The sequence below is a fragment of the Arthrobacter sp. HLT1-20 genome, assembly GCF_054510895.1.
The window spans coordinates 63,749-76,910 of the sequence record NZ_JBTNDR010000010.1 but is presented as its reverse complement, the minus strand read 5'-3'; the positions used below and the strand labels follow the sequence as shown (position 1 = coordinate 76,910).

Sequence of the window (13,162 nt, the reverse complement as noted above, 5' to 3'; positions counted from 1 at the left end):
TCACTTCAGCCGTGTGGCCCGCATGACTTCGTCGTGGACGGTGATGGATTCGCCGTCGTGTCCGGCAGCGGTGCGGGGACGGGACTCGGCCACCACTACCTTCCACTGGGAGGGATCCAGGGACTCCGCGATCTCGCCGGCGGTGAAGAACATGTCCTCGCCTATGGCCTTGTGGGCGCCTGCGGCAACGTCTTGCGGCGCGTGCCCCACGATCAGCAGCGTTCCTCCGGGGGCGACTGCGTCAGCGAGAGCGGCAAACAACTTCTCCCGATCCGGGCGCGGCAGGTGCATGAATTGGGCGGAGACCAGGTCAAAGGCGGTGGCCGGTGGGGTCCACGCCAACAGGTCGTCGTGCTCCCAGACGACGGATCCGGCAAGGTCCAGATCGGCTGCGTGGGCTGCTGCCCGCTGCAACGCCACGGTGGAGATGTCCACACCGCTCACGTGCCAGCCCTGCCTGGCCAGCCACACGGAGTCCGCGCCTTCACCGCAGCCGACGTCGAATGCCTTCTTGGGTGTCTGCGGCGAACCGGAATCGAGTGCGGCCGCCTCGGCCACCAGCTGGGGATTGGGGTTGCCGCTCCAGATCCGCACGCTGTTTCCGTAGCGCTCGTTCCAGTACGTCTCATCAAAAATAGTCGTCATGGGTACAGGCTACAACGGCCGCCAATCCGCGCCGGGAACAGTTGTGCCCGGTCCACCTCGTGTACCGGGCACAGCTGATATGTAGTTGTGGTGTTCAGATTGCCTAGGCCCGCTTGCCTCGACGGCGGATCATGAGCACTGAGGCCGATCCGGCCAACAGCAGGACCATCGCCAACAGGAGTCCTGACGTTGCGGTGGCACCCGTATGTGCCAGATCGCCCTTGTCAGCTGCTGCGGGGCTGGTGGCAGTTGGCGCAGTGATGGAGGACGTCGAGGTGGCCGACGTTGTGGGACCGCCCGCCGCTCCCACAGTCACTGCGATGCTGACTTCAGCTGCCCCTCCGTCAACAGCGGTGCCGCTGATGACAATCGTGTGGCCGCCCGCAGGGACACCCGCCGGCACCTTGACGGTCAGGGACACCGTCCCGTTGGCTGCCACCACCGCGCTGCCCAAGACCACGGGGTCCGAATGCAGGGTGAAGGTGGCGGTGCTGCCCGGCTTGAAGTTCTGCCCGGTCATGGTCAGTTCGCTGCCAGCAGCCACGGTTTCCTGGCTCACAGTTCCAGCCGGCTCATTGCTGGCAGGAGCCGTTGTGGCGGGTGCCGTGGTTGCCGGAACGGTCGGCTCCGTGGTGGGTGCAACGGTTGTGGGCGGAGCCGTTGTAGCCGGAACCGTGGGCGGTGCCGTTGTTGCCGGAACCGTGGGCGGTGCCGTGGTGGGAGCAACCGTGGTCGGCGGTGCCGTTGTAGGGACCACCACCGGAGCCGTGACCTTCAACGCTGCAGAGGCAGTCTTCGCGCCTTGTGTTGCCGCCACGGTGAAGTCCCCGGCAGAGGTCGCCACCGGCACTGTCACGGCAATGGTTGCCCCGCCCTGGGCGTTGGTGGTGACCTTGCCCAGGTTGTGGGCTCCCGGACGCAGTTCAAGCGTGACTTCCTGGCTGGCGGCAAAGCCGGCCAGGGTGACCGTGACGCTCTTGCCGGCCTCAACAGTGGCAGCACTCAGGCTCGTGGTTGGTGTGGCGGGTTCCACCACAGCTGCGACCTTCCAGCCCTTGTTGGCGAACGCGCCAAACTTCTCAGCCAGAGATTTGCCGCCAATCAAGGCTGCGGCGCCTGTGCCGTAGGAGGTGACGGTGATTGGCGCAGCGGCAGTGCCGTAGCCCCAGAAGGGGGTGTCCGACGCTGCACAGTCGGTGCCGGCCTTGAAGTGGATGGTGGCACCGGTGGCAATCTCCAACTGGCGGAACTGCTCCAGGGAGTTGAACGGGCGGGCCTCGGTGCCGATGCCGGCAAGCGGGGCCTTGCAGTCAACATAGAGGTTCATGGCAGGCGCGGGGGCAGCTGCCAAGTCACTGTAGAGCGAGAGGTTGGAAAGGTGTGCGGGGGCACGGGTTTCCTTGATGGTGACGCGGAATTCCTGTGCCGTCACGGGGGCGGCAAACTTCAGGATGCGGGTGACACCAATGGTGCCCCCGCCTGTTCCGCCGCCGTTGGCGGCGTCATTGTTGACGGCCGTCCACGTGCCGTTGAGCTTGGCTTCCACTGTGAACTTCTCCACTGTTTGGCCGTGTTCTAGGACGTGCTCGCTCAGCGAGATGTTGCTGACCGCCTTGGGCGAGCCCAGGTCGATCCCAACCACGGAATCCACTGCCAGGGCCTGGCTGGCGCCTGTGCGGGCGTTGTCATCGGTGAGCAGCATGGTGCTCTCGCCGTTGACCAACACAGGCAGGCCCAAGGCCAGATCATTACTGAAGGACTTGTCCCGCGCCGTCTTGAACCCCTGCAGGGCTGTCACCGAGGCCGGTGCAAACTTGCCTGTGGTGGTGGGCGGAACGTTGAGCAGCAGCACGGAGTTGCGGCCAACGGACTGGTAGTACTTGTTCATCATTTCGGCGGGCTGCTTGGGTGCATCGTTGGGGTGCGCAAACCAGCCCTGGGTCAGGCGCATGTCGGCCTCGCCCGGCCACCAATGCAGGCTGTTGGCCTGGCCGCTCTTGACCGAATTGATCAAGGGGCCACGGGAGCCAAGCGTGTTTGACTCCTCGGTGCCGACGGCGGAGATCTTGCCGCCGTCCGTGGGACGGGTGATGGGCAGCACGGCCCACTCGTTGGCGCGTGCCACGCCCTGCTCGTTGCCGATCCAGCGAACATCGTTGCCGCCCACGGCGACCACTGACTGGGGCTGGAGTTTGGCGATCATGTCGTAAAAGGCGGGGTAGTCATAGAACTCCCGCTTGCCCGTGTTGCCCTGGGCGCCGTCGAACCAGACCTCATCAACCTGGCCGTACTGGGTCAGGATCTCGTACAGGGTGTTCAGGAAGAACGCGCCGTAGTCGGTGGCCTGGTACTTGAAGGAGGGGATGGTCTTGCCCGCGCGGTCATCGCCGGCGACCAGGGTGGGAATGGTGCGTTCGCTCTTGGCGCTGCCGTTGCCGAACACGCCGTCGACCTCCTGGTTGGAGTCGGCGGGGGACATGTACAGGCCAACCTTCATGCCGTACTTGTGCGCAGCGTCTGTGAATTCCTTCACCACGTCTCCCTTGCCGTTCTTCCACGGCGAGGATGCCACCGTGTAGTCGGTGTAGCGAGAGGGGTAGGACATGAAGCCGTCGTGGTGCTTCACAGTCAGCACGGCGTAGCGATAGCCGTTGTCGCGCAGGGTTTTGACCCAGCTGTCGGCGTCAAAGTCTGTGGGGTTGAAGCGGGCGGGGTCCTCGTTGCCGTGGCCCCACTCCTGGTTGTAGAAGGTGTTGATGCCGAAGTGCAGGAACGCTGTCTGGCGGGACTCCTGCCATTCGAGCTGTGCCTTGGTGGGGCGCACGAGTGCGGACTTGGCGAGGATGTTGGCCTCGCAGTCGCCGGTACTGACGGAGATGTAGTTGGCCGGATCAACCAGAAGGGGCTCGCACACCTCGGGCTCGCCGGGAGTGAGGTCCTGGTACTTGACGGCCGCGGGTTCGTAGCCGGCGGTCAGTGCAGCGAAACGTGTCTTGTCCAGGGATCCCTTGAACGCACGGTTGTTTGCGGCTTCCTTGACCTCGGCACCGAAGGTAGCCGTGGTGTTGGATGCAGGGTTCTTGATGGCCTGGGCGCCCGTCACGGGGGCCAGCAGTTTGCCGTCCATGCCGGCAACCAGCTCCGCTGTGCCGTCGCTCTTGGGCACGTAGACCATGGAGAAGGTGTGCGGCTTGTTGACTTCGGGCACAGGAACGGACTCGGAGTAGGTCTTCCAGGAGCCGCTCGCGTTGGAGCTGAAGCCGTACTCAAACGACGTCCCGCCGGTGTTGTAGCGGGCAAACAGGTTGCCGCCAACGGCAATCACGGGTGCCTGGGCAACCTGGGGTCCGGACGGCGTGAAGGTTGCCTCGGCAACAAAGCCCTTGTCCAGCTTGGTGGTGCCAAGCGGGAAGGCTGTTGCTGTGAAGTCCAGACCCTCGCCGGTGGCTGTCAGGGTGGACTTGCCCCCGGTAACAGTCTCGGTACCGGCCCGGCGGTTCAGGGTGCCCAGCAGTACATCACTGCCGGTGGCCGTGTAGGCGTTGCCGGCCAGTGCGCCGTCGTAGGAGACGTCAAGCAGATCTGTGGAGGCCGGTTTGGGCTGGTATTCAAACGCGGAGGGTGCGAAGGCGCCCGTTGCCTGGGCCAGGCGGGCATCGTGCAGCATGCCGCTGAAGCCTCGGCCGGATCCGCCAGGGTTGACCTCGTAGCCAAAGCCAAAAATGGAGCCCAAGTTGGTGGCATTCTTAGCCGGTGCCGTGCTGGTCACGGGGGGCAGAGTTACGCCGTCGAGCATGACCGAAAGCGTGGCGCCCGTGGCTGTGGGGAGGTAGTGGAAGGAAAGCGCGTGCTCCTTGTTCAGGGCCGGGTACTCAATCGTGGCTTTGTTGGATGTCCAGTTTGATCCGGTGAGGGAGTCAAAGCCGTAGCGCAGCTCCCCGCTCTGGGCGCGGATGTAGAAGTTTCCGCCTGCGGAGAAAATGGTGGACATGTCCGCGGAACTGGCGGGAGTGAACTTCACCTCGCCCAGGAAGCCCTGATCGGCAGTGTCGGTGCCGGTAGTCATGTCGGTGGGTGCGTAGCGGATGCCCTGGGCGCCGCCCGTGAGTCGCACGCCGGTGAGCGCCACCTGCTCCTCATTGCCGGTCACCCGGTTGAGCACGCCGTGCATGATTTCGCTCCCCGTGGTGGTGTAGGCGGTGGTGCCTACCAGAGAGCCGTTGAATCCCACGTTGAGAGAGTCGCTCGTGGCCGCCTGGGCTGTCATCGAAGGAATCATGAGGGCCCCCACCAGGCACAGCGTGGCCAGCCCGGCAATGGCCGGGACTTTCCGGGATTTGCCCCGGGAGCTCGGCGGCACAGGCGTTGGCGCATCCTTCCCTCTGGCACGGACAGAATTGAAAACCATGGATGTGTCTCCTCGTAAATGAACCAACCGGGGTCAGCGCAGCCGTCCTTTAATGTGGCCACGCCGCCACACCCGCTTAAGACATCGGATGTATGTGATTCAAGTTACTCGGAATGTAGTGGCGAGCGGTGATTGTTACGCAGGGAATTATCGATAACATGATCGGTTTTATGGGCAGCAATGGCCGGTGAGTCTAGCGGCCAGACGTCGGACGTAACGTGCGGGTGTGCGCCGTTTTAGGGCGTGAGTACTGCGCGCTCGTCCTCGCGCGGGGCGAAGACCACGGGGTTGGCTCCGCCGTCGAAGATCTTGACGGGACGGTGCGCGGACCACTCCTGCCAGCCGGGACTGCCGGAAACCGCAAAGTCCACCCACGCCCGGTGCATATCGGTGGCCAGGGCCTGCGGGGCTGTGCTGCCTGCCAGCCCCATCGAATCAGGGGAGGACAGGTCGTCAAAGACAAATCCCAACTCCACGGCGTGGGCTGCCCGCAAGTACTCCACCGGGCTTTGCCATGCGAACTCATAGACAAAAGTGGGCGCAGGCCCGGAGTGGCGGGCATCAGCGAGTTGGTTCACCGGCACGCGGAGCAGCTTATCCGTGGCTAGGGCGCCAAGGATCTCGCCGGTGATGGAGTGGGGCCGGTTGCGTTTGAACAGCCTGACGGCCGCGGCGGAAATGCCCACCTTGCGCCGGGCAATGGCCAGATGCAGGCCCTTGAGTTTCATGACCAGGCCGGAGGGCACCAGCCACAGCCGAGCCTCGTCGGTGGTTGTTCCGATGAGCAGTGGAATCGCAGCTCCCGCACCGGAGGTCAGGGCGTCGAAGGGGTTCACGGGCACCAAGGCAGAGTCCACGGCCAGGGCGTAGCCCGCCCCGCCCGTGATGGGAGTGGAACCGGCGGTGACCCGGGCTTGGGCGGCCAGCAAGTCTGCGGGGGTTTGGCGGGAAAAGTCCTCGCGGGTGGCGGAAATCTTCAGGTCCTTGGCAATCTTGCGGGTGATCCTGCCAGCCTTCACGGCGGGCTGTGCCGTGAGCGGCCCACTTTGAATGATGGCGCGGCTGAACAGGGCCGATGCCTGCGGATGGGCCAGCAACGCAGCCACGGTGTTGCCGCCAGCCGACTGGCCAAACACCGTCACGCGTCCCGGGTCACCGCCAAAGGCAGCAATCTCAGCCTGTACCCAACGCAGCGCCGCCAGCTGATCCGCCAGGCCCAAGTTCAACGGGGCACCGTCAAGAACGGAGAACCCTTCGGCGCCGAGCCGGTAGTTCGCTGCCACGTACACCACGCCGTCGCGGGCAAACGCCCCACCCCTGTAACCAGTCAGGGCGTTGGAGCCATGCTGCAGCGAGCCGCCGTGAAACCAGACCATGACCGGGCGCAGGGCGTCCCCGCGGCCGGCCGGGGTGGCGATGTTCAGGTTCAGGAAGTCATCGCCGGGGATAACCACTGTGGGCAGGATTCGCGCCATGGCCCCGGCGTAGTGGTTTTGTGGCGCGGTGGCCCCCAGCTCCGTGGCATCGCGAACGCCCTCCCACGGCGTCGCCGGAGCGGGCAGGGCAAAGCGCAGGGCGCCCGTGGGTGCGCTTGCGTAGGGGACGCCCAGGTAGTGTTCGACGCCGTCGCTCACGGTTCCGGCCACCTCGCCTGCGGAGGTGGAGACTGTGGGGGTTTCGGCGTCGACTTCTGGCACAGGGACTCCTCAGTGTGTGGCTGTCCAACCAGGATGGCAACAGCGATTGTGATGCCCACTGTACAGGTGCACCTTTGGTGGCAGGGCCCTACCGGGCGGCGTCCTTCGTGGCCTGGATGAGCTGCCGGTACCAGTGGAACGAATCCTTGGGTGTGCGCTTCTGGGTGGCATAGTCAACATGAACCAGCCCAAAGCGCTGGGAGAAACCCGCTGCCCACTCAAAATTGTCCAGCAGGGACCAATGGAAATAGCCCCTGACATCCACCCCGGCATCCATGGCGTCCTTGAGAGCACGCAGGTGGCCGTCGGTGTACTCGATCCGCCGCGCATCCCGCACCCGGCCCACTGGATCGGGGCCATCGTTGATCGCTGCACCGTTCTCCGTGATGTAGATGGGCGGCAGCTTTTCGCCATAGCGTTCCTTGAAGCCGATGTCATTTTCCGAAGGCGAGAGCACGAATGTCAGAAGTCATGATCACCAGTCGCTTTTGTCAGTAGTGCTCGGCACAGGACTTCAGGAGACGTCAGCACTATTTCTCGTTCTATGCCGGAAAGTCCTTGATTTCCTGCGGGGGCAGGGAGGATCGTTGGATACGGCCGGGTACGTGAGGTCTTGAGTGGAGCCCGAATTAAGTCCGCGAATCTCTCTTTGGGTAGGCCCGATATGGAAACTGAAAAGGCGCCGATCAAGGGGCACGGACTACTGACCATGGCCGATGACGTCTGGGATCTTGCACGCCGGCGGGCCGACGTCATTGCGCCGTTGGCCGGGTTGCGCATCGTCGGCGGACAGGCGGTGGACGAAGCCTCCCAGGAGTTGGGTATCTCCCGGCGGCATGTGTATCTCCTGATCAAGCGTTATCGGGAGGGTGGCGGTCTGATAACGGATGTGGCCCCCAAACACTCGAGTGGGGGCCGGGGCAAAGGACGATTGTCTGGACCCGTCGAGGCGGTGATTGAGGAGTTGATCCGCAAGCAGTATCTGAGCCGGCAAAAGCTCTCTGAGGCTGCGCTCTATCGCGAAGTCATTCAGGCATGCCGCTCCAGGGGACTTCCTGTGCCGGCGCGCAATACCGTTACAAGCAGAATCGCCCGTCTGCATCCCGGGGAGGTCAAGCGCCGACGCGAGGGCAGGGATGCCGTCCGGCCATTGGAGTCAGCAGGCGATACCGTACCGGAGACAGTGGCGCCGTTGGATCAGGTGCAGATCGATCACACCGTGATTGATCTGATCATTGTGGATGACCGAGAGCGGCAGCCGATCGGCAGGCCCTACTTGACGGTTGCCATCGATGTTTACAGCCGGTGCCTGCTTGGCATGGTCGTCACTCTAGAAGCGCCGTCGTCGGTGTCGGTGGGTTTGTGTATCGCCCATATGGCTTCCGACAAGCGGCCCTGGCTGGAGGGGCTGGGCGTGGATGCGGAATGGCCGATGGGGGGGTAAACCCAGAAAACTGTATTTGGACAACGCCTCGGAATTTAAGAGCGAAGCCCTGCGGCGGGGTTGCGAACAGCATGGCATCAAACTCAGCTACCGGCCGCCTGGTCGGCCGTATTACGGCGGGATCGTGGAGCGCATTATCGGAACGGCCATGCAGCGGGTCCACGAGCTGCCCGGAACTACGTTCTCCAACCCGGGCCAGCGCGGCGACTACGATGCCGAGAAAATGTCCGCTTTGACCTTGGCGGAGCTAGAACGCTGGCTGATGATTGCAGTCGCCAGTTACCACGGAAGTATCCACGGCACCCTGCATCAAACACCGGCCGGGCGGTGGGAACAGGGCGTGGCCAAGTTCGGACCGCAGCCTGTTGTTGCGCACCCTGCCGCGTTTCTTATCGATTTCTTGCCCGTCATCCGTCGCAGAATCACCCGCACGGGTTTCGTCATCGACCACATCCACTATTTCGCGAACTCACTCAAGCCGTGGATCGCACGGCGGGACGGGAAGAACAAGTTCATTATCCGGCGTGACCCGCGGGATATCAGCAGGGTCTGGGTGCTGGAACCGGAGGGAGAGGTCTATGTGGAGGTGCCGTATAGCAACGTTTCCCACCCAGCGGTGACGTTGTGGGAACACCGGCAGGCCCTGGCGCGGCTGCGCCAGCAAGGACATGACCAGGTCAATGAGGAAGCACTGTTCCGCATGATCGATCAAATGCGTGAGATTACCTCGACGGCACAGCGGGCAACCCGACGATCGCGCCGGGACCTGCAACGGCGTCGCCACCTCCAGACCACCAAGCCCGTGGAGTCACCAGTGGCGCCCCCGGATGAGCAACTTCCGCCGGAGAAGGCCACCGCGGCGGCCGTTCCTTTCGATGAGGTTGAGCAATGGTGAGCGACGACGATTACCCGGAGCCGGATCTTTCCCATCTCCAACCATGGACCCAGGCTTTGGCCCGTCTGCCGGCGGACGAACGAATCCGGCGTATCCGGGCTGACCGCTGGATTGGCTACCCTCGGGCGGTCCAGGCTCTTACCCGGCTCGAAACACTCTACGACTGGCCCGGCAGGCAGCGCATGCCGAACCTCCTGCTGGTCGGACCGACTAACAACGGCAAGTCGATGATCATCGAACGGTTTCGCCGCCAGCATCCACCGGACTCCACGGCGGACCGGGAGAACATCCCCGTGTTGTGCGTGCAGATGCCCTCCGAACCTTCCATCCCGCGGTTCTATACGGCTGTGCTCGCAGCGCTCGGCGCCCCGACGGGGGCCCGGCGGCGTGTTGCCGAGTTGGAACAACTCGCACTGTCCGTGCTGCGAGGCGTTGGCGTGCGGGTCCTGGTGATTGACGAGCTGCATAATGTGCTCGCCGGACGGGCCGATGTTCGGCGTGAATTCCTGAATTTGCTGCGCTTCTTGGGAAACGAGCTTCGTATCCCGCTGGTGGGAGTAGGCACCCGTGAGGCCTATCTGGCCATTCGCTCCGATGACCAGCTCGAAAACCGCTTTGAGCCTATGACGCTGCCTTTGTGGGAGGCCAACGCCGAGATGCGTTCACTGCTGGCCAGCTTCGCATCGTCCTTTCCGCTTCGCCGACACTCCGATCTGGACAACGAGGACATGGCCAGCTACCTGCTCACCCGCAGTGAGGGGACCATCGGAGAGCTGGCATCGCTCCTGACGGAGGCAGCGGTCGCGGCTGTGGACAGCGGGGAAGAATCCATCAACCACCGAACACTGACCATGGCCGAATACGACGGGCCCAGTGTTCGGCGCCGAAAGTTCGAACGCGAGTTGATGTGAGACCACCGGAGCGCTGGCCCCTGCACCCGGCACCCGTTGAAGCCGAAGCGCTCTCCTCCTGGTTGAACCGGCTTGCCGGCACCTACATGATGAGCACATCCGAGTTACTGGAGCACGGGCTGGGCCACGGAAACGTCACGGACCAGGAGCTGGATTTTGACCCGCCAGTTCCTGTGCTGGAGGAACTGATCCTGCGCAGCGGTCTCGACGGAAACCGGCTCAGTAAGATGAGCATGGCCGGCTGGGTGCCATGGCTGTTCGACAGTCTGGTCCCAAACCCGGACTCCTATAAAACGTACGTGCACCAGATGTCGGTGCTGCTGCCGCCAGGGCGGCGCAAAATCTATGCTCCCGGGCAGTGGCTGCCGTGGGTCCCAGAAGACAAGGTCCGCCGGGCCTGCCCCGAATGCCTGGCACCCTCAGGGCCTGCGGTGCTTCAGCTATTCTGGCAACTGCCACTCATGCTCAGCTGCCCGGTACACGGGCGCCGGATCGAAATCTACGAGGGCCAACCTCCGGAATACATTTGGTGGACAACCCCAGTCCGCGACCAGCGAGCAGTTCCTGAGGCGTCGTCCCTAATGGACCGGCGAACCTGGCAGGCAGCAACAACAGGATCCGTTGACCTGCCCCGACGCCCGGTACACGCAGGCATCTGGTTCCGACTGCTGCGCGCCCTCCTAGACGAACTCACCACTGCTCAGGGACGGTACGGGCGGCAGCTGGAGGAGGTCCGTCTGATCTGGGACAACTGCGGGCACCCGTTCCGGGCAGGCCTGCATGCCTGGCAGCCGTACGAAAACCTTCATTGGACCACCCAGCAGCAGCTGCTTGAAGCAGCAGCCGTCTCAATGGAACTGATCGAGGCCGGTTCACTGACAGCTCTGGGCACCTCTGCATACCTTCTGCTACCCAAGCCCGCTGGCAGCATCAACAACGGGACCCCGCCCGGACCGCCAACAGAAATCGCAGGCGGCCAGAAGCAGCCGAACCTGGGCGATCTATGGCAACAGGCAGTCGATTCACTCAATGTCGCTATCGAAGCAGCCAGGGAAGACCTTCTGGCTGCGCAACAGCTCTATGGCCTAGCGCTGTATGGATGCAAGAGTGAAGTATCTGTGCGCCGTCTCCGGGAAACCTTTGCCGAGCTTGAGATACCTCTCGATTTTCTGTCACATCTTGATGGTCACCAACCATTTGCATGACTTAGAATAAATAACGGGTTAAGTGACAATCATCGATTTTATTCGGGCTTACGTGCCTGTTGTCACTCAAACGAACGTATACATGACAAGGGAGAGCATGGCATGCTGATCGGTTACATGAGAGCGTCAAAAGCCGACGGATCCCAAAGTACCGATCTGCAGCGCGACGCTCTCTTGTCCGCCGGAGTCGGTGCCTTCAACCTTTACGAGGAGCACGCTTCGGGCAAGAAGGACGACCGGCCACAACTGGCCGCCTGTCTAAAAGGCATGCGTGAGGGGGACACCTTGTTGGTGTGGAAACTCGATCGGCTCGGCCGGGACCTGCGCCACCTGGTGAATACCGTCCATAACCTCACCGACCGCGGCATCGGCCTGAAAGTTCTCACCGGCGAGGGTGCTGCCATCGACACCACCACAGCCTCCGGCAAACTCGTCTTCGGGATCTTCGCCGCCCTCGCCGAATTCGAACGAGCCCTCATCTCAGAACGCACCATCGCCGGCCTCGCCGCCGCACGCGCACGTGGACGAAAGGGTGGACGCCCCTACAAGATGACAGCGGCAAAGGTTCGACTCGCCATGGCATCCATGGGACAACCCGAAACCAAGGTTGGCAATCTGTGCATTGAACTCGGCATCACGCGCCAAACTCTCTACCGCCACGTCTCCCCATCAGGTGAACTTCGCCCTGACGGGAAGAAACTCCTGAACCAGAAATAGTGTCCGCTCGAGTGATTTCTGGAACTTGCATGGACGACTTTGAAAATTGACAGAAAATCAGAGGCGTGGGTGACCGGCGACAGACGACCCTGGACAACCAAGCCAGCTGGCTCCAATTTGATGTCAACGAAGTCCTCACTACTAAAGGGTTGAAGACGGTGGGGTTCGTGGAGCGTCTAGATTGGCGGCGGTTCCAGATCGTAAACACGAGCAGCGATGGACACCCCCAAGCCTGTTCGACGCGCTAGATATAAGCCATTCTGCGACACCTGCGGGACCCGGCTTACATAGTTCCGCCAACCAGAGCATGGTCACAGTGTTCATCTGGCGGCAACCGATGGGAAACTGCATACGGCCATTTCGCCCGCTACCAAGAGGCTAACGCTTGTCAATGACACGGAGCCAAGCTGAGGATGGGGTTAGACCCATTCACTGTCGGGCAGGTTCGCTCGGCATGTGGTCCACCTCGCTTATGCTGGGCGATCCCATCCCGGACCGAGTTGTTTCAGGAGCAGTTCTTCGCGCTGCTCGGCTGGAATGTCTTCAGCGTAGGCGAACTGTCTGACGAAAACGGTAGGAGAAGCTTCGGGTTCGCTGAGGTACACGTATCCCCAGCTGATGAGAGTTCCATCAAATCTGACGCTCATAGTTGGCACGGTCTTATAGCCTTTTAGGACGCCTTTTTGGTAATTTCGGGATTTCTTGCTGGTTGTGTAAAAGGTCCACCGCAACCAGGGATATCTCGCAATGAGGGAATCGCCCATGAATAGATTCAGATCGCATACGAAACTGACCCACTCCACAAGCAAGTTCTTCTCATCACCGGGTTCTGGGGCAATGTTGTCCGGAACCACAAGTTGAGCTTGGCATAACACTCATAAGTGTCCTCAAGGATGATGCCATTTCTTGCCGTAAGTTCGGCGAGAATCTCTTTGCGTTCCTCTTTGATGGACAGCTCGTGTTTGAAGTTCGCTCGTGCCTCTTGGCGTGACGGCTCCGCGTCCCTTCCAACAATGAGAATCGGGAAGAGCGGGTACCCAGACCAATCAACCGACATTACTTTAGCCTCCATGGAATATTGTTGTCGAACAGCAGCTTTTTTAGGCTGGGAGTGGGACCACTTTTGCCGGTGATGGGGCTTTTGAGAAAACCCATTCCACGCTAGTGGCTACTTATGAGGCCTGCACAAGTAGTACGGCCACGGACCGAGGATATTTGTAACTGTGTTGACGAATCCGCC

Annotated in this window: 10 protein-coding genes; 5 read left to right on the top strand and 5 right to left on the bottom strand. The window is 62.2% G+C overall.

What is annotated here, in order from left to right:
• From ACX80Q_RS07730 to ACX80Q_RS07715, 4 genes are all read right to left on the bottom strand, one after another.
• On the bottom strand, nt 1–645 hold the full coding sequence (locus ACX80Q_RS07730; protein WP_459329949.1) for a class I SAM-dependent methyltransferase: 645 nt from the start codon (nt 643–645) through the stop codon (nt 1–3).
• A 103-nt stretch (nt 646–748) separates the two neighbouring features.
• The gene (locus ACX80Q_RS07725) at nt 749–5,053 is read right to left on the bottom strand and encodes an alpha-L-fucosidase (protein ID WP_459329948.1); all 4,305 of its coding nucleotides are present in this window, start codon (nt 5,051–5,053) and stop codon (nt 749–751) included.
• Nucleotides 5,054–5,289: 236 nt separating this feature from the next.
• A complete protein-coding gene (locus ACX80Q_RS07720; RefSeq protein WP_459329947.1) occupies nt 5,290–6,750 on the bottom strand; it encodes a carboxylesterase/lipase family protein in 1,461 nt (486 codons plus the stop codon).
• An 88-nt stretch (nt 6,751–6,838) separates the two neighbouring features.
• Nucleotides 6,839–7,207 (bottom strand): family 1 glycosylhydrolase, encoded by a 369-nt coding sequence (locus ACX80Q_RS07715; protein WP_459329946.1) that lies wholly within the window; start codon nt 7,205–7,207, stop codon nt 6,839–6,841.
• A 207-nt stretch (nt 7,208–7,414) separates the two neighbouring features.
• On the opposite strand from ACX80Q_RS07715, the gene ACX80Q_RS07710 reads away from it, so the two are divergent.
• The 5 genes from ACX80Q_RS07710 (at nt 7,415) to ACX80Q_RS07690 (ending at nt 11,922) form a co-directional block, all read left to right on the top strand.
• Entirely contained in the window at nt 7,415–8,194 is a 780-nt protein-coding gene (locus ACX80Q_RS07710) for a helix-turn-helix domain-containing protein (protein WP_459329945.1), read from the top strand.
• 124 nt (nt 8,195–8,318) lie between these two features.
• Nucleotides 8,319–9,089 (top strand): Mu transposase C-terminal domain-containing protein, encoded by a 771-nt coding sequence (locus ACX80Q_RS07705; protein ID WP_459329944.1) that lies wholly within the window; start codon nt 8,319–8,321, stop codon nt 9,087–9,089.
• Nucleotides 9,083–10,000, top strand: coding sequence for a TniB family NTP-binding protein (locus ACX80Q_RS07700; protein WP_459329943.1), 918 nt, complete (start codon nt 9,083–9,085; stop codon nt 9,998–10,000). The genes ACX80Q_RS07705 and ACX80Q_RS07700 overlap by 7 nt, the downstream gene beginning before the upstream one ends.
• The gene (locus tag ACX80Q_RS07695; protein WP_459329942.1) at nt 9,997–11,205 is read left to right on the top strand and encodes a TniQ family protein; all 1,209 of its coding nucleotides are present in this window, start codon (nt 9,997–9,999) and stop codon (nt 11,203–11,205) included. Before ACX80Q_RS07700 ends, ACX80Q_RS07695 begins: the two co-directional genes overlap by 4 nt.
• A 102-nt stretch (nt 11,206–11,307) precedes the next feature.
• The gene (locus ACX80Q_RS07690; protein WP_459329941.1) at nt 11,308–11,922 is read left to right on the top strand and encodes a recombinase family protein; all 615 of its coding nucleotides are present in this window, start codon (nt 11,308–11,310) and stop codon (nt 11,920–11,922) included.
• A 470-nt stretch (nt 11,923–12,392) separates the two neighbouring features.
• Here ACX80Q_RS07690 and ACX80Q_RS07685 read toward each other — a convergent pair whose 3' ends face one another.
• Entirely contained in the window at nt 12,393–12,776 is a 384-nt protein-coding gene (locus tag ACX80Q_RS07685; RefSeq protein ID WP_459329940.1) for a hypothetical protein, read from the bottom strand.
• Nucleotides 12,777–13,162: the final 386 nt, after the last annotated feature.